Source organism: Ferrovibrio sp., assembly GCF_019636075.1.
GTDB lineage: Bacteria > Pseudomonadota > Alphaproteobacteria > Ferrovibrionales > Ferrovibrionaceae > Ferrovibrio.
The window spans coordinates 1-18456 of the sequence record NZ_JAHBYG010000031.1; the positions used below are offsets into that span (position 1 = coordinate 1).

General features: G+C 59.6%; 19 protein-coding genes and 1 pseudogene. 13 read left to right on the forward strand and 7 right to left on the reverse strand.

Annotation, left to right across the window (positions count from 1 at the left end; genetic code table 11):
* Positions 1-165: 165 nt before the first annotated feature.
* Positions 166-357: an aspartate dehydrogenase domain-containing protein gene (locus KF827_RS13210; protein WP_291006265.1), complete on the reverse strand. Its 192-nt coding sequence runs from the start codon at positions 355-357 to the stop codon at positions 166-168.
* A 176-nt stretch (positions 358-533) separates the two neighbouring features.
* Between KF827_RS13210 and KF827_RS13215 the strand changes: the two are divergent.
* Positions 534-737: pseudogene (locus KF827_RS13215) on the forward strand (alpha/beta hydrolase); the annotation flags it as partial.
* Between the two features lie 139 nt (positions 738-876).
* On the opposite strand, the gene KF827_RS13220 reads toward KF827_RS13215, so the two are convergent.
* Positions 877-2421, reverse strand: a complete 1545-nt coding sequence (locus KF827_RS13220; protein WP_291006268.1) for an acetolactate synthase large subunit — start codon at positions 2419-2421, stop codon at positions 877-879.
* Positions 2422-2502: 81 nt separating this feature from the next.
* The gene (gene gabT, locus KF827_RS13225) at positions 2503-3795 is read right to left on the reverse strand and encodes a 4-aminobutyrate--2-oxoglutarate transaminase (RefSeq protein ID WP_291006271.1); all 1293 of its coding nucleotides are present in this window, start codon (positions 3793-3795) and stop codon (positions 2503-2505) included.
* A gap of 114 nt (positions 3796-3909) precedes the next feature.
* Between gabT and KF827_RS13230 the strand changes: the two genes are divergently transcribed.
* Both KF827_RS13230 and KF827_RS13235 read left to right on the forward strand, forming a co-directional pair.
* Complete coding sequence (locus tag KF827_RS13230; protein ID WP_291006274.1) at positions 3910-4578, forward strand: cupin domain-containing protein; 669 nt, start codon at positions 3910-3912, stop codon at positions 4576-4578.
* A gap of 145 nt (positions 4579-4723) precedes the next feature.
* The gene (locus tag KF827_RS13235; RefSeq protein ID WP_291006277.1) at positions 4724-5773 is read left to right on the forward strand and encodes a hypothetical protein; all 1050 of its coding nucleotides are present in this window, start codon (positions 4724-4726) and stop codon (positions 5771-5773) included.
* 14 nt (positions 5774-5787) lie between these two features.
* Here KF827_RS13235 and KF827_RS13240 read toward each other — a convergent pair whose 3' ends face one another.
* Positions 5788-6444, reverse strand: a complete 657-nt coding sequence (locus tag KF827_RS13240) for a TetR/AcrR family transcriptional regulator (protein ID WP_291006280.1) — start codon at positions 6442-6444, stop codon at positions 5788-5790.
* A gap of 75 nt (positions 6445-6519) precedes the next feature.
* On the opposite strand from KF827_RS13240, the gene KF827_RS13245 reads away from it, so the two are divergent.
* Positions 6520-7749, forward strand: coding sequence for an FAD-dependent oxidoreductase (locus tag KF827_RS13245; protein ID WP_291006283.1), 1230 nt, complete (start codon positions 6520-6522; stop codon positions 7747-7749).
* On the opposite strand, the gene KF827_RS13250 is transcribed toward KF827_RS13245, so the two are convergent.
* Genes KF827_RS13250 through KF827_RS13260 form a run of 3 tightly spaced genes read right to left on the reverse strand, consistent with a single transcriptional unit; the run spans position 7746 to position 9698 of the window.
* Positions 7746-8306, reverse strand: coding sequence for a peptide deformylase (locus tag KF827_RS13250; RefSeq protein ID WP_291006285.1), 561 nt, complete (start codon positions 8304-8306; stop codon positions 7746-7748). The genes KF827_RS13245 and KF827_RS13250 overlap by 4 nt on opposite strands.
* A 20-nt stretch (positions 8307-8326) precedes the next feature.
* Positions 8327-8635 carry a non-heme iron oxygenase ferredoxin subunit gene (locus KF827_RS13255; protein ID WP_291006288.1) on the reverse strand — a complete coding sequence of 103 codons (309 nt, stop codon included), beginning with the start codon at positions 8633-8635 and terminating at the stop codon, positions 8327-8329.
* 34 nt (positions 8636-8669) lie between these two features.
* Positions 8670-9698: a LysR family transcriptional regulator gene (locus tag KF827_RS13260; protein WP_291006291.1), complete on the reverse strand. Its 1029-nt coding sequence runs from the start codon at positions 9696-9698 to the stop codon at positions 8670-8672.
* A gap of 178 nt (positions 9699-9876) precedes the next feature.
* Here KF827_RS13260 and KF827_RS13265 point away from each other — a divergent pair, with 178 nt between their 5' ends.
* From KF827_RS13265 to KF827_RS13305, 9 genes are all read left to right on the forward strand, one after another.
* Positions 9877-10911 (forward strand): histone deacetylase family protein, encoded by a 1035-nt coding sequence (locus KF827_RS13265; protein ID WP_291006293.1) that lies wholly within the window; start codon positions 9877-9879, stop codon positions 10909-10911.
* Positions 10912-10940: 29 nt separating this feature from the next.
* The gene (locus KF827_RS13270; RefSeq protein ID WP_291006296.1) at positions 10941-12101 is read left to right on the forward strand and encodes an aromatic ring-hydroxylating dioxygenase subunit alpha; all 1161 of its coding nucleotides are present in this window, start codon (positions 10941-10943) and stop codon (positions 12099-12101) included.
* Positions 12102-12136: 35 nt separating this feature from the next.
* Positions 12137-12577 (forward strand): DJ-1/PfpI family protein, encoded by a 441-nt coding sequence (locus tag KF827_RS13275; protein WP_291006299.1) that lies wholly within the window; start codon positions 12137-12139, stop codon positions 12575-12577.
* 8 nt (positions 12578-12585) lie between these two features.
* The gene (locus KF827_RS13280) at positions 12586-13614 is read left to right on the forward strand and encodes a hypothetical protein (protein ID WP_291006302.1); all 1029 of its coding nucleotides are present in this window, start codon (positions 12586-12588) and stop codon (positions 13612-13614) included.
* Positions 13615-13638: 24 nt separating this feature from the next.
* Entirely contained in the window at positions 13639-14304 is a 666-nt protein-coding gene (locus tag KF827_RS13285) for a type 1 glutamine amidotransferase domain-containing protein (RefSeq protein WP_291006305.1), read from the forward strand.
* Between the two features lie 245 nt (positions 14305-14549).
* Positions 14550-15599 carry an ABC transporter substrate-binding protein gene (locus KF827_RS13290; protein WP_291006308.1) on the forward strand — a complete coding sequence of 350 codons (1050 nt, stop codon included), beginning with the start codon at positions 14550-14552 and terminating at the stop codon, positions 15597-15599.
* 116 nt (positions 15600-15715) lie between these two features.
* Entirely contained in the window at positions 15716-16750 is a 1035-nt protein-coding gene (locus tag KF827_RS13295; protein ID WP_291006311.1) for an ABC transporter ATP-binding protein, read from the forward strand.
* On the forward strand, positions 16747-17649 hold the full coding sequence (locus KF827_RS13300) for an ABC transporter permease (RefSeq protein WP_291006313.1): 903 nt from the start codon (positions 16747-16749) through the stop codon (positions 17647-17649). Before KF827_RS13295 ends, KF827_RS13300 begins: the two co-directional genes overlap by 4 nt.
* A gap of 4 nt (positions 17650-17653) precedes the next feature.
* A complete protein-coding gene (locus KF827_RS13305) occupies positions 17654-18451 on the forward strand; it encodes an ABC transporter permease (protein WP_291006316.1) in 798 nt (265 codons plus the stop codon).
* Positions 18452-18456 lie beyond the last annotated feature (5 nt).

Below are 18456 nucleotides of genomic sequence, written 5' to 3' on the forward strand. Positions count from 1 at the left end.
CCCAAAACCACACGACTAAACTAAAATACCTACCGGACCACCTCGTGGGGGTGGATCAGTTCGTTGGGCCGGCCTTGCCCTTCTCCGGCGCGGTGGGCTCGCCTACCAATCCACTCGCCATCAAATAGCCCCGTTGCGCCTCATCTGCTTGGCTTGATCTATGTATTAGGTGCCGACGCGGAGCGAGGCGCCCAGGCGCCGCAGGCAACTGACGATCGAGGCTGCAGTGATCCGGCTGGAGCGTGAATTATTCACCATCGGCAGGTTTTCGATACTGGCCGTGAGCAATGCGCTATCAGACACGACATGGATCGAATGGGTGTTGCGCGTGATGCCGGGATTCGTCCAAACCTTCACCTTGTGGCGTCCGGTCCGATCCCGGCCAGGCTCAATGCGGCGGCAACATTCACATTGGCTGCGCAGCTCGGGCGGCAGATCGGCCAGTAAGGTGCGGCAGCAGGGCATAGATATTGTGCTCGTCCACCGGCCGGCCAATTCCTGGCTGAAACCCAGTGGGCTGCCGACGATATACTCCCGGCGGCCTGCCGCTGGGGGTGTTTGACGGATTCCGTGCCGCCCATGTCGCCAACCGCGCGCAATTCTTCATGGACGTGCCGTCAGGGCCGTTTTATGGCTTCAACCGGCCGGGCACCAAGGTATCACAGGGCATCATTCAGAATTGGTGGCACCAGGGTATGATGGGGGGCAGCAAGGCGCAGTATGATTGCATCAATGCCGATGTGATCAACGAAGATCTGCTGGTCTTCTTCAAGGCTTCAATGGTTTTTCCTGGCGACAGCAAAGCTTGGGCCGCCATTGTAGGCCATGGCAGATGGCGGCTTGCTGTTTTGCGGGTCTGGAAGACCGTGTCCTCGTTTAAATCCGCGCCTCGATCAGGAATGGCCCACGGCGGCGCAGGGCGGCGTCGAACAGGCTGTTGAAATCCTCCAGCGTTTCCGCTCGTGCCGCTTCCACGCCCATGCCGCGCGCCATCAACGTCCAATCCAGCACGGGTTCATCCAGCGTGAGCATGCGGCGCGCATTGGTGCCGAAATTGTTCACGCCCACGGCACGCATTTCGCCTTGCAGGATGGCATAAGCGGCATTGGCAAACACCACAGTCACTACATCGAGCTTTTCGCGCGCCTGGGTCCACAGCGCTTGCAATGTGTACATGCCGCTGCCATCGGCTTGCAGGCCGATCACTTTGCGGTCTGGGCAGGCAATGGCTGCGCCAGTGGCGAGCGGAATGCCGATGCCGATGGCGCCGCCGGTAAGCGCCAGAAAATCGTGCGGCGCGGCCTGTTCGGTGAGGCCGAAGAACTGACGACCGGATGTCACCATCTCATCGCAGACAATGGCATTTTCCGGAATCGCTGCTGCCAGCGCCAGATTGATGCTTTCTATAGTCAGCTTGCCGCTGGCCGGGCGCTCCAAAGCCTTGTGTGGTGGTACTGGGGCGGCGGCTTTTGCCCCCAGTTCGTCAGCCAGCCATTGCAGTGTATGGGGCAGGTCGTCGCTGATGCCGGCCAGTTCCAGAATCTCGCAGCTTTGTGGCAGCAGGTGGCCGGGTTTGCCGGGATAGGCGAAGAAGCCCACCGGTTCGCCGGCACCGATCAGGATAACGGCTTCCAGATCGGCCAGAAATTCAATGGCCTGATCGATCGGATATGGCACGCGCCGGGCCGAGATTCTGCCGGCGCCGCGTTCGATGCGGCCATTCGATCCTTGCGAAAGCAGGCGCGCCCCTGTGGCATGGGCAATCCGGCCGGCTACATCCAGCGCATCGGCGCGCAGGGCACGGCCTGTCAGGATGATGGCTGTGCGACGCTTGCTGCGCAGGATTTCCGCCGCGCGGCGGATATCGCCGGCATCGGCCTGGCGGCGCGGCGGCAATATGGTTTTTTTCACCTCGCCTGCCGGTAATTCGCCCCAGGCTGCATCGGCTGCCAGAATCAGCGTGGAAATCCCGGGCTGCATCATCGCAGCCTGCCAGGCGGCCACGGTCTGGCCTTCCACCTGGCCGGGCCGGTTGATGCGGCCGACCCATTTCGACATCGGCCGCGCGATGCTTTCTATATCGCTGGTCAGCGGTGCATCCAGATGCAGGTGATAGGTTGCGTGATCGCCCACCACATTGATCATCGGGGTATGGGCGCGCTTTGCATTATGCAGATTGGCAAGCGCATTGCCCAAGCCGGGTCCGAGATGCAGCAGGGTTGCGGCCGGCTTGTCGGCCATGCGGGCGTAGCCATCGGCGGCACCGGTTACCACACCTTCCGAAAGCCCAAGGATGCAGCGCATTTGCGGCTTGCGGTCCAGCGCAGCGACGAAATGCATCTCTGAAGTGCCCGGATTGGCGAAGCAGACATCCACATCATGGGCAAGCAGGGTATCGCACAGGCGATCGGCGCCGTTCATGCTGAAAATCCTTGTGAGCAAAAAACCAGAGGCAGCCAGGCTTGCGGCCTGGCTGCCGGCAGTCATAGCGCGAGTTGCCGATCAGCGCGAGGCTTCGACGGCCTCGGCCAGGGCGCTTTCCAGGATATCCAGGCCTTGCGTGGCCTGTTCCATGGGAATGGTCAGCGGGGCGAGAATGCGGATGATGTTGGCATTCACGCCGCAAGACAGCAGGATCAGGCCCTTGTCTTGCGCCTTGGCGATCAAAGCGGCGGTGAGGGCGGCATCGGGCTCGCGGGTTTCGCGATCCTTCACCATTTCCACCGCAACCATCGAGCCGAGCGAACGCACTTCGCCAATGCAGGAGAAGCTGTTGCGCTTTTGCATCTCCAGCAGACGATCTGTCATCAGCTTGCCCAGCTTTTCAGCGCGCTCGCAGAGCTTTTCCTTTTCCACCACATCCAGCACGGCATTGGCGGCGGCAATGCCGATCGGGCTGCCGCCATAGGTGCCGCCCAGGCCGCCGGGCAGTGCGCCATCCATGATCTCGGCACGGCCGGTGAGGGCTGCCAGCGGAAAGCCACCGGCCAGGCTCTTGGCGCTGGTGATCAGGTCTGGCACCACGCCGGCATGCTCAACGGCAAACATCTTGCCGGTGCGGCCGATGCCGGTCTGGATTTCGTCCAGAATGAGAAGGATGCCGTGTTCGTCGCAGATCTTGCGCAGGGCCTGCAGGAAGTCGACCGGGGCGATATAGAAACCGCCTTCGCCCTGCACCGGCTCCACGATGATCGCGGCCACGCGGCCCGGATCCACATCGGTGAGGAAGAGCTGGCGCAGGCCTTCGATGGCATCGGCCGTGGTGATGCCATGATAGGGCTTCGGATAGGGGGCATGATAAATTTCGGCCGGGAAGGGGCCGAAGCCCTTCTTGTAGGGCACGATCTTGCCGGTGAGCGCCATGCCCATCATGGTGCGACCATGGAAGGCGCCGTTGAAGGCTACAATGGCGGTGCGGCCGGTATAGGCGCGGGCGATCTTCACGGCGTTTTCCACCGCTTCCGCGCCGGTGGTGACGAACATGGTCTTTTTGGCGTGGTCGCCCGGGGTGATGGCGTTCAGCCGTTCGGCCAGCCGGATGTAGCTCTCATAGGGCGCCACATGGAAGCAGGTATGGGTGAAGCTGTCGGCCTGCTGCTTCACGGCTTCGATCACCGCCGGATGGCGATGGCCGGTATTCAGCACGGCGATGCCGGCGGCGAAGTCGATATAGCGTTTGCCATCGACATCCCAAAGCTCGGCATTCTCTGCGCGGGCGGCGAAGATTGCCTTGGTGGCAACGCCGCGGGGAACGGCTGAGGATTGCCGGGCTGCCAGACTGGAGGCCGCACTCATGGTGATTTCCTTTCGGGATGTGTTAGAAACGCCGTATTGCAAATGGGGCGAGGGGCAAATTACCATCGCTCAATATTTTGAGCAACGGGATTTGAAACACGGGATGGCACAAAGATGAAATCCGTCAAAAGCCCCACAAGCCGGCCTAAAGCGGGTAAGCAAAAGGCCGGCGACGGCTTCGATCTGGGCGAGCGCCTGCGCCAGTTCCGCATTGCCGCCGGGCTATCTCAGCGCGAACTGGCCAGCCGGGCAGGGGTGCCCAATGGCCTGATCGCCATGGTGGAGGGCAACAAGAGCAGCCCATCGGTGGCCAGCCTGCGCAAGATCGTGGGGGGGCTTTCGCTCACCCTGGCGGATTTTTTCGAGGAAGGCGAACAGCGACCAGGTAGCAAGGTTTTCTATGCTGCGCATGAATTCATCGACCTTACATCGCATATCCATGGTGCGGTGAAAGCCAAGAAAGACGCGAAAAACGCGCAGGCCAGAAACTCTCAAGGACGGGTGATTTTGCGTCAGGTAGGCGATGCCGCCGCTTATAATTTGCAGATATTGCACGAATTTTACGAACCCGGCGCCGATACCGGCGAAAGCATGCTGGAGCATAAGTCGCATGAGGGCGGGGTGGTGCTGTCGGGCAGCATCGAAGTGACCGTCGGCGGCCAGGTGAAAATCCTCAAACCGGGCGATGGTTATCTGTTCGACAGCCGGCAGATGCATCGTTTCCGCAATATCGGCGATGAGCCCTGCATCATCGTAAGTGCCTGCACGCCACCTTATCTATAAGCCACTCTCGGCCTGCGAACCTGCGGCTAAGCGTCTGTCTGCCTTGGTGTTTTGTTCAAAATATTGAGCGGATGAGCCTGTGATTGCCTTGTATTATACATCTGTATAAAATTCCGGCGATAATCATCAGCCGACAGGTGGCCCCATGGTTCTGCATAACACTCAAATCCTTACCCGCGCCGCGCAGGCTTTGGTGCGCGAGCATTTTGCCGTGGCGCCGGGCGAGAATGTGCTGATCACAGTGGATACCGGCACCGATACGGCGCTGATCGATGCAGTTTTTGGCGCCGTCAGCGCTGCCGGCGGCCGGCCACTGGTGGCATTGATCCCGCAATTGCCGTTCCAGGGCGCCTTGGCAGATCCCTTTCTCACCGACTCGCTGGCCGCCGCTGCCGAGGCTTCGGATGCCTGGTTCGATTTCTGTTTCCCGTATATGGCCGGTTCGAAGTTGCAGGATCGTGCCATGAAGGCCAATCGCAGCCGCTATTGCCTGCTGGCCACGGCCGGCGCGGAAAGCTTTGCGCGCATGTATGGCGGCGTGGATTTTTCGGCGCTGATGGATTTCCAGATAGCGGTATCGGATTTCGTGGGCAGCAAGGCTGGGTCGCAGGCGCGGTTCACATGCCCGCTAGGTACCGACATCACCTTCACCATGGACAAGGTGAAGCTGAAGCGCCATCGCGTTGCCAATGTGCCTGGCATGCACACCGTGCCGGGGGCACAGAATCTTTATCCGCTGATGGAAACCGTGAAGGGCAAGGTGGTGCTGCAAGCCCTGTTCGACGAAATCTATCGCCCGCTGCGCCGGCCGATCACCATCGCTGTGGATGGCCGCATCCAGGGATTCTCGGGCGCTGCGGCAGAAGATGTGGCGCGCCTGGAGCGTTCGCTGCGCCGGGCCAGCGGCACCGGTAGCCAGACATATGGCTATTGCATCCACTTCACCATGGGCTTCCACCCGGCCACGCGGATGACCGAACGGCATTTCGTGGAGGATATCCGCCTGCCGGGCACCAATGCCATCGGCATGGGGCTGCCGTGGTGGGAGGCTGGCGGCGGCGAGAACCATCCCGATGGCGTGATCTTCGATCAATCGCTCTGGATCGATGGCGAACAGATTCTGGATGGCGGCAAGCTGGTGGGGCCGGCCCCGCTGGTGGCGGCTTACGAGAAGCTGCAGCCCAGATTCTTCTAGCAATCAGGGTTCGTCTAGTGGTCCGTCCGATGCAGCGAGCGGGCAAGCAGCGCCAGAACCTGATCGGCCAGCCGGGCTGCGTTGATGCGTGTGGGCGCCAGGCTCCATTCCAGCCAGATGCCCTTGAGCAAAGCCATGATGGTGATGGTCAGGGTGGCGGCATCGATATCCGCATTTGCCGCTTTGGCCGCCGCGCGCACCAGGCGCAGCAGGCGTTTTTCAAATCGGGTATAGATTTCATCATGCACCTTGCGCACAGCGGCGTGGCTATGGGCCAGGTGCCAGAACAGGAAACGAGCGCGGATGTAATCGTGATTCAGGATTGGCGGCTGCAAGCCGGCCAAGATATAGGCTCGCAATTGCTCGGCTGGCTCCGGCGCTGCCGCAGCCAGCGCCTTGGCGGTGGCCTCCTGCAGCAGCAGCGAAAGATGGCGGTATGTGGCTGCCAGCAATTCGTCTTTGCCGCTGAAATGATGCCGCACCATGCCAATCGAAAGCCCGGCCTCTTCGGCGATGCGCCGCACCACAGTGGCTTCCACGCCATCGCGGCCCAGGCAGCGCAAGGTGGCTTCGATCAATTGCAGGCGCCGTTGGTCGGCGGATTGCTTGATAAAGCCGCGGCGCGAAGCGGTTTTAACAGGCTGCGTGGCTTTGGCTGCTTGCATTGGCATAGGATCAACTCCAGAGCCATGAAGTGTAGACGTTTGCCGGGCTTCGGCAAGCTGGCAGATAGCAGGATATGAAACGTGCTGAACGAAAATGATGGGATCGTGATTTTAGGTGCCGGCCAGGCCGGTGGCCGTGCCGCAGAACATTTGCGCGCGCAAGGTTATCAAGGCAGCATCACGCTGATCGGCGAAGAGCCGGTATTGCCTTACGAGCGCCCGCCGCTTTCAAAAGAATTTCTGCATGGCGATGCCGGGTTGGCGCCGCTGCGCCTGCATGCGGATGCGTTTTATAGCGAACAGCGCATCGTGCTGCTGCTGAATAGCCGCGTATCCAGAATCGACACTGTTGCGCATAGCCTGCATTTGGCCACTGGCGAAACCCTGCGCTATGGCAAGCTGCTGATCGCCACTGGTGCGCGTGCGCGGGGCTGGCCCGGCTTGATGCCGGATGGGCGACTGATACACAGCCTGCGCGATCAGGCAGAGGCCACGGCATTGAAGCAGGCCTTGCGTCCCGGTCAGCATCTTCTGGTGATCGGCGGTGGTTTCATCGGGTTGGAGATTGCCGCCAGCGCCCGCAAGATCGGCTGTAAGGTTACGGTGCTGGAGGCTGCCCCCAGTCTGTTGGGGCGTGTACTGCCGGCTGATGTAGCGGCTTTGATCGCGGCGCGCCATGTCGCCGAAGGGGTTGCGATCCGTAATCAGGCCCGGATTGATCGGATCGAAACATTGGCATCTTGCGTGCGCCTGCATCTGGCCGATGGCACAAGCCTGGAGGGCGATATGGCTGTGATCGGTATCGGGGCCCAGCCCAATACGGAACTGGCGGAGGCAGCGGGCCTGGCCTGCGATGATGGTATCCTGGTGGATGAAAGCTGCCGCACTTCGGATGCGGATATCTATGCCATCGGCGATGTGACGCGCTTTCCCAGCCGTTTCCATGGCGGTTTGCTGCGGTTGGAAACCTGGGACAATGCCGAGAAACAGGCAGCGATTGCAGCACAGGCCATGCTGGGCAAGCCGGCGCAGTATGATGAACTGCCCTGGATGTGGACGGACCAGTATGATCTGAATATCCAGATGCTGGGTTTGCCGGCCAAGGGCAACGTGCAGACTGTCAGTCGCGGTCAATTCGGCCTGGCGGCCTACATGCATTTCAGCCTGGTTGATGGGCGCATCCGCCAGGCGGTTTTGGTCAATGCCGGGCGCGAGCGACGGCAGGTGACGAAGTGGATGAAGGAGGGCGCGGTGCTGGCGGCGGAAAAGCTGGCCGATGCCGCCATTCCGCTGCGTAGCATCTCCGCCTAGCCGTCGAATTCGTTCGGATCGTAGCTGAATACGCCGCCTTTGCCGGTCATCTCGCTGGCAAAGGCCATATCCATCGGGTTTTCCATCCGCATCGGATACAGCACGCCATCCAGATGGTCGCATTCATGCTGCAGCAGCATGGCCACATAGCCCTGCCAGTGCTGTTCAATCTGTTTGCCTTCCAGTGTGGAATAGCGAATCACGATTTCGTTGAAACGCGGCACCTTGGCATAGAGGCCGGGGAGGGAAAGGCAGCGCTCCCACATCACCCGTTTATCGTCGCCCATCGGCTCGATCACCGGGTTGATCATCGCGGTCCACGGAATCGGCTGGGCTTTGGCGCCGGACGGAATGCGATGCTGCGGCAGGCAATACAACACCACGCGCAGCGGCTGGCTGATTTGCGGCGCTGCCAGGCCGATACCCTGCACATCGTCCAGCGTATCGCGCATATCCTGCACCAACGCGCGAATTTCCGGCGCGGTGGGATCGGCCACGGGCGCTGAAACCTTCAACAGATCGGGGTTGCCTAGGCGTAAAATGGGGCGGACAGCCATAGCGTGCTCCGTTGCCGCGTTCAGGGCAGATCAACAAATATATCGCTGCCGTCCACCCGGGTGGGGTAGGTGGCCAACGGGCCCTTGGCCGGGCCTTCCAGGGCTTCGCCGGTCTTGATATCGAAAATTGCCTGATGGAGCGGACATTCGATGCAGTTGTTTTCGATATAGCCGTCAGACATGAAGGCGCGCTGGTGGGTGCAGATATTGTTGGTGGCGTAATAGCCGTCGTCCAGGCGATAGACTGCCACTTCCACGCCATTCACTTCCACGCCGATCACATCGCGGCTTTCCAATTCGGCGGTTGTTGCTGCTTTATGCCAAGCCATGACCTTGTTGTTGCTCCTGAGGTTGCTGGTTGCGTTATCGCTGCCTGGGCGGCTTGGCCGCAGGCAGCGCGATTTTAGAAGCGTAAATGCGTTCGTTCGGGGTTTTGCGTGCCGTCACTTCACGCAGCACATTGATGAAAGCCTGCTCGGCGCGGGCCAATTGCGCTTTGGGCGAGGAAACCAGATACACATCGATCGGCGTGGGATTGTCGTAGGGCGGCAATGGCCAAAGCAGGCCATCGCGCACATCGCGTTCCATTACATGCACAGGCAGGGCGCCGATGCCCATGCCGGCGATGATCATGCGGCGGATTTCTTCCAGATTATCGGATACGCCCACGAATGGCATGGCCAGATTGGCCTGCCGATACATGTTGGCCACCGAATGCAGCACTTCCGATACGGTGAAGGCTTTGAAGGATACGGCATTCTCGCCGGCTAGCTGTTCGAATTTGAGATCGCGTTTGCGGAAAAACCGATGCTTCGGCCCGCAGAAGAAAGCGAAATATTCCTTGTAGAGGTGGAAATAATCCAGATCGGGCAATTTGTTGCCCACCAGGCAGATGCCGAAATTCACCGAGCGGGTGAGCACCTTTTCCAGCACATAGGCGCTGGTTGCAAGCGACACATCCACCGTCACCTTCGGATAGCGCTGATGAAACAGGGTGAGCGTGTCGTCTATCAGGTCGCTGATGATGTGGCTCGCCATGGTCAGCGACAATGTGCCGGCCAGCGAGTCGGAGTTTTCGCTGATCAGGTTTGGGATGTGGCAGATGGTGTTGAACACCTCCTTGCATTCCCTGTGCAGCAATGTGCCGGCATCGGTGAGTTCGAAGCTTGTGGCGCTGCGAAGCACCAGTTTCGATCCGATATTCTGTTCCAGCCGCTTCAGCGCCGTGCTCACTGCCGGCTGGGTACGTTGCAGCACCTCGGCAGCCCGGGATATGCTGCGCTCCTCGGCGATCACCAGGAATACCCGCAGCAGATTCCAGTCGAGCAGACGTGCGACAGGATTGCTGCCGAGCAGGATGGACATATCCTTGTTGCCGCTTTTGGCCACCATGTTCTCGCCGCCTCTGTCGTTCTTCGATCCTACATATAAATAGTATTAATGCTGAAATAATATCAATTTATTTGATTTATGTTGCCATATCCAGGCAGCATTGTCCATGTCGCGATCGCGGAGCAGCATCTCCGTAACGGTTGCGTGCAGAGGTCATTCGCATGAAACGGTACGAAGAATGAAGGTGTTCTTTTCGCCCACCCAGAAGACCCATCGCCCGGCACAGTTTCTGGTGGCAGGCAAGTTCCGGCCCAATCCCGATGTACCCGAACGCACCGAGCGTTTCATGGCAGGCATTGCCGATGAGGGCCATGAAATCGCCGAGCCGCAGGATTACGGCAAGCAATATGTGGCCAGCGTGCACGCCGCCAATTATGTGGATTTCCTGAGCAGCGCCTATGGCAAATGGGCACGTCTGCCCAATGCCGGCAGCGAGGTGGTGCCCAATGTGCATCCGCGCCATGCCGGCAAGGCCTATCCCAGCTCCATTGTTGGCCGAGCCGGATATCACCTGTCCGACCTAGCCTGTCCGATCACCGAAAACACCTGGGAGGCTTCGCTTTGGGGTGCCCATTCGGCAACGGCTGCGGCTCTGGCGGTGCGTGATGGCGGGCAGGATTACGCTTATGCCATGTGCCGCCCGCCGGGCCATCATGCCGGCGCGGATTTTGCCGGTGGCTTCTGCTATATCAACAATGCGGCTATCGCTGCCGAGATCATGCGGGCCCGGTTTGATCGCGTGGCCATTGTGGATGTCGATGTACACCACGGCAATGGCACGCAGGAAATCTTCTACAACCGTGGCGATGTTCTGTTCACCTCGCTGCATGGCGATCCGAACGAGTTCTATCCGTTCTTCTGGGGCTACCCTGAGGAAACCGGTGCTGGCGAAGGCCTTGGCGCGAATGCGAATTTCCCTTTGCCGCGGCATACCAGCGATGACGTGTATCTGGAAACGCTGGGCCGCGCATTGGCCAAAGTGCGCGATTTCGGCGCTCAGGCTATGGTGGTTTCCCTCGGCCTGGATTCCTACAAGGACGATCCGCTCGCTTTCCTGAAGATCACCACGGATGGTTTCCGCAGCATCGCCAAAGCGCTGGCGGAAGTGAATCTGCCAACCGTATTGGTTCAGGAAGGCGGCTATATGTGCGACGATCTCGGGCGCAATCTGGCGGCCTTCCTCGGCTCGTATCAGGCCGCCCGTGTATCCTGATTACATCCGGCACCCCACGGAGAGATGTTATGTCTGAACAGCAATCCACCAGCTCTTCCGCCGCCACGCCGGCCGGTTATGAAGCCGCCTTCCGCGAAGTAACCCAGGCCAGCCATGTGCCTGGCCGTTTCTATCACGATCCCGCCATTCTGGCGCGTGAGGAAGAGGTGATCTTCAAGCGTGAATGGCTTTGCCTGGCGCGCGAGGAAGAATTCGCCAAGCCCGGTGATTACAAGACCTACCGCATCGCCAGCCAGCCCGTGCTGCTCTGCCGCGACGAAACCGGCAAGCTGCGTGCCTATGCCAATATGTGCCTGCATCGCGGTGTGGAAATCGCCACCGGCAGCGGCAACACCACGGAATTCACCTGCCCGTATCATGGCTGGCTGTACAATCTGGATGGCCAGCTGTTGGGCGCCAGCTATATGCGCGATGCGGAGAATTTCGAGGCGAAGAAATGCCGCCTGCCGGAATTGGCCTTGGGCGTCTGGTGCGGCTGGGTTTTCGTTTCGCTGGCCCGCGAACCGCTGGCCTTTGAAACCTACATCAAGGATTTCGACGAGAAATACGGCTTCCTGCAGATGCAAGATCTGCGCATGGGCCTACGCATGGATGTGGAGCTGGATTGCAATTGGAAGCTGATGGTGGAGAATTTCATCGACTTCTACCATATCGGCGTGTTGCACAAGGATACGATCGGCCGCTTCATGCGTACCACCGATGTGCCCTACGAGTTGCGCGAACGCGGACAGGTTTTCATCAACGAATACGATACGGGTTCGCTGACCCAGACCGGCCAGTCCAATGGCATTCGCATCGCGGCTTTGGAAGACAAATCGCCGCGCTTTTCTTCCACCGGCGTGTTGCCGCCGAACATCAACTTCTTCGTCCGGCCCGATTATGTGACCATGTATACCAGCTGGCCGCTGGGCCCCAGCCGTATGCGGCTGACCGGCATCACGCTGTGGCGGCAGGAAACCCTGGCCAAACCGGATGCCGATCGCATCGTGGCCGAGTTCAAGACCATGGTGGAGAAGGTGGTTGCCGAAGACGTTGATATGGTGGAATCGCTGCAAAACGTGATGAAGGCCGAATATTTCGTGCCTGGCCGCATGTCGCGCCTGGAAAAAGGCGTGCAGCATTACATCAAGCACATGGTTCAAACCGTCATGGGCGACAGCGCGAATTGACGCGCATATCGCTGCGAAGGATTAAGGAGATTTCTATGGCTCAGCCCCAAGCCAAACCGCGTGTTGCCGTGCTCGTTCACGATGGCTATCAGGAATTGGAATTCTGGTATCCCTTGCTGCGTCTGCGCGAGGAAGAGATCGATGCCGTGGTGCTCGGCGTGGATGCAGATGCCACTTATGTCAGTCATCTCGGCTACCCGGTGATTCCGGATCAGGCATTTTCCACCGAGCCTGCCGGCGGCTTTACCGGCGTGGTAATTCCCGGGCGCGGCGCTGGCGAGACTCTGGTGGCATCGCCCGAGGCGATCCGCTTCGTTGCCGATGCCGCCGCGGCAGGCGCGGCGATTGGCGTGATCGGCGGTGCATCCGCCGTTCTGACGGCTGCCGGCGTGCAAGCCGGGCCGAAGGTGGCTGCCGCTGCCGACGCCAATGCGTTGCCGGAATTCTTCCGCCAGTTTCGCGGCCAGTTGGCCTGAGCGCTGCCATGGCTAAGATCCGCACGGTTCTTGGTGATATTGCGCCCGATCAGGCGGGCGTCACGCTCACCCACGAGCATATCCGCTATGCTTATAACGGCTTCCAGAACGACCACCGCCAGATATGGAACGTGGACAGCCTGGCGTCGCAAATTGCGCCTGCGGTGAAAAGCGGCCGCGATGATTTCGGCATCACCACGATGGTGGATATGACGCCGCCGGAAATCGGCCGCCATCCTGAATTGCTGGCCGAGGTCTCGCGCCGCTCCAACACCCACATCATCGCCACGGCAGGTTTTTTTCCGCAGGTGGATGGCATGGGCATTCCGTATCACTGGCGCCGCATGCCGATCGACTATATCGCCGAGGAACTGGCCCGCGATATCACCGAAGGCATGGTCTACGACGGTAAGCTTACGCCCTACAAGGTGGGCATGCTGAAGGCCGCATCCGGTGGGCTTTCCACCAAGCAGGCAGAGCTTGGCGTGGGCGGCCGGCATATCGGTTTCTACGAAGATCGTGTGATCCGCGCTGTTGCCCGTGCCCAGAAGCTGACCGGCGTGACGATCAACACCCATACCCAGCCGATGGAATACAAGCAGCGCAATCCGGGCATCGAATTGCTGGATCTGCTGGAAGAAGAGGGCGCAGATCCCTCCCGCATCATCATCGGGCATGCTTTCGTGCATCCCAATCTGGATCAGTTGCTGGCGATCTGCGAACGCGGCGCCTGCTTGCAGATCGACCATATCGGCATTCCCTGGCAGCATGATAGCGCCGATGAACTGGACGAACTGATCGCCGATGCGGTTTGCGGCCTGGCCGACAAGGGATATATCGACCGCTTGGTATTCTCTTACGACCGCTTCTTCAGCTATGTACACGGCGCGCCGGGCGAGCCGGACCTGCTCAACGAGAATGTGCCGGTCGGCTACATTTTCGAAAGCTTCGCGCCGCGGCTCGAAAAGAAGGGGTTCGGCAAAGCGGAACTGCACAAGGTTCTGGTCGAAAATCCCCGTCGCCTGCTGGCATTCTGATCCCTCTTACCGGAGACAGCCCCCATGAATCTCGCCGATGCCCAGATTGCCGTGCTGGCCGAGCATCTCTACCAGGAACTGGAATTGTGGTATCCGCTGCTGCGCCTGCGCGAAGAAGGCGCCAATGTGGTGGTGATCTCGCCCAGGATAGATCAGCCTTATGCCAGCAAACTAGGCTATCCGGTTACCGGTGACCTGACGCCGGCGGATGTGAAGCCTGAACAGTTCGATGCCGTGATCATCCCCGGCGGTTTCGCGCCGGAAGGCATCCGCCGCGATAAGGGCATGGTCGATCTGGTGAAGGGCATCCATGATCAAGGCGGCCTGGTAGCCGCGATCTGCCATGCCGGCTGGGTGCTGGCCACGGCCGATATCGCGCGCGGCCGCACGGTCACCTGCGTGTCGTTGGTGAAGGATGATGTGATCAATGCCGGCGGCAATTATGTGGATCAGCCGGTGGTGCGCGATGGCAATATCATCACCTCGCGCCTGCCCAGCGATTTGCCGGTATTCGCCCGCGAGATCGTGAAATATCTGCGCGAGGAACCGTCCAAGCGTAAGTCGGACGAAAAGCTGAAGCCGGCCAAGGATCGACCGTTCTCGTCGGCCGCTTTCAAGAAACCCGTGCATACGGCTATGGGGCCGCGCGGCAAAGCTTCGGCGAATTACATCACTGTGGTGGTGGAATAACCGCCTTCTGCGCGGCACGAGGGCTTTAATCCGTGGGTCGCAAAAGCTTCAGCAGCTAAAGGTGTGGTCCGCCTCATTCATAAATCAAAATGATGTTTAAATAAAAACAATCTATTTGATTTATGAATGCATAGGCCATGAACATGGCTGCCGGGACATAAAACGAGACGGCAGCCGCCGCGTTGCGATGCCGATCCGAGTAACAGCGAAACCAACCCCAAAGCGTAAACAGGAGAGGTATTGAAATGAAGAAAACCAGCAAGACGAAAAACCTGCTCATGGCATGGTCGGCGCTCGGTGGCATTGCCGCTGGCCTGCTCGGCGTGAGCGGCCAGGCAATGGCGCAGGAAGTGACTGTCGCATCCTGGGGCGGCACCTATCAGGAAGCGCTCCGCAAGGCCTTTTACGGCCCGGCCAGCAAGGAAACCGGCATCACCATCAAGGATGTGACCCTGAAGGGCATCGCCGATGTGCGCCTGCAGGTGAAGGCCAATGCCGTGGTGTGGGATGTCGCCGAATTGTTTGGCGGCGGCTGCGAACAGGCGCGCCGCGAAGATCTGAGCGAGCCGCTGGATTACAGCGTGATCAAGACCGACGGCATTCCGCCGCAGTTGGTGAACAGCCACTGGATCGCCATCAATTCCTACTCCACCGTGATGGCTTGGAATACCGACCGGGTGAAGAATCCGCCGAAGAACTGGGCCGAATTCTTCGACAACAAGAAGGTACCTGGCACCCGCTCGATCAGCCCGCAGAGCGTGACCGTGGAAATGGCCTTGCTGGCCGATGGCGTTCCGGCCGACAAGCTCTATCCGCTCGATCTCGATCGCGCGTTCAAGAAGCTGGCTGAATTCAAGCCGCAGGTCACCACCTTCTGGATGACCGGTGCGGCGTCTACCCAGCTTGCGCTGAGCGGCGAAGTTGACATGCTCACCATGTGGACCTCGCGCGCCCAGGCGGCGAAGAATGAAGGCGCCAAGATCGATTATACCTATGAAGGTGCTTTGCTGGGCATCCAATGCCTCATGGTTCCGAAGGGCGCCAAGAACAAGGCCAATGCCATGAAGGTGATCGCCTCCATGCTGACGCCGGAAATCCAGGCCAATCTGCCGCATCATGTGGCCTATTCGCCGATCAATGCCAAGGCGATGGATACCGGCAAGATTCCGCCGGAACTGGCCCGTACCCTGAATTCCTCGCCGGAAAACCGCGCCAAGCAGGTTGTGGTGGACGTGATGTGGTGGGCCGACCATGGCCAGGAAGTGCAAGAGCGCTTCGACAAGTTGATGAAGTAAGCTGAAACCAGCGTTAAGCTAAGCAGCGAGGACGGTGCCGGCGGCCAGCAGGCCGGCACCGTCTGGCCGCCCCATATCCAATACTGCTGGCGCCTTCATGCGCAGGGATTCAAAGGTTGTCGAAACAGGGCCTATCCGTCACTGTCACGGGTATCAACAAGAAATTCGGCTCCCATGTGGCGCTCGACAACGTCAACATATTCATAAAGCCAGGCGAATTCATTTCGCTGCTGGGGCCTTCCGGCTCGGGCAAAACCACCTTGCTGATGATTTTGGCCGGCTTCGCCCGCCCCGATAGCGGCAGCGTGAAGTTCGGCGAGACTGAAATGATCCGCATGCCGCCGCATAAGCGGAATATCGGTATGATGTTCCAGAATTATGCGCTGTTTCCGCATATGACCGTGGGCGAGAATGTCGCCTATCCGCTCAAATTGCGTCGCACGCCCAAGGCTGAGATCGTGCAGCGCGTTACCGCCGCGCTCGATCTGGTGAAGTTGGCTCAGTATGGCGACCGCCGTGTGGACCAATTGTCTGGCGGCCAGCGCCAGCGTGTCGCCCTGGCGCGCGCCGTGGTGTTCCAGCCGCAGGTTCTGCTGATGGACGAGCCGCTTTCGGCGCTCGACAAAAATCTGCGCGAGCAGATGCAGATCGAAATCCGCCAGTTGCATGAAAAACTGGGCATGACCACCATCACCGTCACCCATGATCAGCGCGAGGCGCTTACCATGTCGGATCGCGTGGCGGTGATCGATCATGGCAAACTCATGCAGTTCGGCACTCCGGTGGAACTTTACGAGCGGCCGGCCAATCGTTTTGTGGCCGGTTTCATCGGGGAATCCACCTTCATCGAGCATGAGGGCCGCACTCTGGTGGTGCGCCCCGAGCGCTTGCAGGTGGAAAAGCCCGGCCAATTGAATGGCGGCGACTGGATCAAGTTTGCCGGGCGCGTGCAAAGCGTGATCTTCCAGGGCGACAGTCTGCTCAGCACGGTGCTGTTGAGCGATAAGGCCGGCGGACAGGGCGTAGCGCTGCAACTGCGCCAAACCGTTTCGCGCACTGCTGCGGGCAATGGCAGCCTTAACATAGATACCGAAGTGGAAATCGGCCTGCATCGCGGCGATGCCATCTTCCTTGACGAGAGCAAGCAATGAGCGGGCAGGGGGGCACATCGCTTGGCCTGACTGCACCTGCCGGCTTGAACGCCGAAGGCATTGCCGAGGATATCCGCCGCGAACGCCGCAATCTGCGGCTGTTGGCCAGCCCGGCGCTGGGCCTGGTGTTGGTGCTCATCATCGGCCCGATGCTGTGGCTGTTCTATCTGTCCTTCTACAACGAACATGGGCAATTCACCTTCGAGCATTACGCCCGCATGTTCGACGAGGGCGCCTATTTCACGATCTTCTGGACCACCTTCGAAGTCAGCGCCATCGTAACCCTGTTCTGCGCGCTGCTGGGTTATCCGCTGGCCTATCTGTTGGCACAGATGCCGGCCCGCTGGGCCAATATCGTGATGCTTGGCGTTTTGGTGCCGTTCTGGACCGCCTTGCTGGTGCGTACCTATGCCTGGCTGGTGCTGTTGCAACGCCGTGGCCTGGTTAACGATACGCTGGTTTCCTGGGGCATCATCGACCAGCCGTTGGCATTGGTGCACAACCTCACCGGCACCCTGATCGGCATGACCCATGTCATGATTCCATTCCTGGTGCTGCCGCTTTACGCCACCATGAAAACCATTGATCCCAATCTGCTGCGGGCGTCGGGCAGTCTCGGCGCGTCGCCCACCCGGGCCTTCTGGAGCGTCTATTATCCGCTATCGGCGCCGGGCCTGTATGCCGGCATGATCCTGGTTTTCATCTTCTGCCTGGGCTTCTATGTCACCCCTGCGGTGCTGGGCGGCGGCCGTGTGATCATGATCGCGCAACGCATCGATAACAGCGTGTCGCTGTATCCAAGCTGGGGTGCCGCCTCGGCGCTAGGCGTGGTTCTGCTGTTGATTACCATCGTACTGATGGTGGTCGGCCTGTGGATCAGCAAACTGGCGCGGAGGTAGGGCAATGGAAAGCCATATCCCGCATAGCCATCGCCTCTGGTTGTATATCCTGGTCGGCATCCTGCTGGCGTTTTTGATCCTGCCCAGCCTGTTGGTTGTGCCGATGTCGTTCAACCATTCCACCTTGATGGTGTTCCCGCCCCAGCGCTGGTCGCTGCGCTGGTATCAGAATTTTCTCAACAACCCCACTTGGTTCGATTCCTTCGTCATCTCGTTGAAGGTGGCGGTGCTTACCATGATCGTGGCCACGCCGATCGGTGTGGCTGCGGCCTATTCGCTGCATGTCGGCAGTTTCCGTTTCCGCCGATTGATCGAATTCATTCTCACCCTGCCGATGCTGGTGCCGGTAATTCTGATGGCGATCGGTTTGTTCTTCGTGTACGCGCGCTTCAGCATGATCAACAGCATTTTAGGCCTGGTGCTGGCCTACACGTTGCTCTCCATCCCATTCGTGCTGATCACGGTCGCTGCCGGTTTGAAAACCTATGATATGTCGCAGGAGATGGTGGCCCGCAGCCTGGGGGCGTCGTGGTTCGTGGCGTTCTTCACGGTTACGTTGCCGCAGATTAAGCTGTCGGTGATTTCAGGGGCATTGTTTGCCTTCATCATCGCTTTCGATGAGGTGGTGATCGCGCAGTTCCTGTCCGGCGGCTCCAATGCCACCCTTACCAAAGTGATGTTCGCCTCGGTGCGCGATGAGATCGATCCAACCATCGCAGCTGTATCCACAATTCTGCTTTTCGTCACCATTCTGCCGCCTATGTTGCTGCATATCGTGGCATCCCATAAGCGTTCCAAATGATAGTT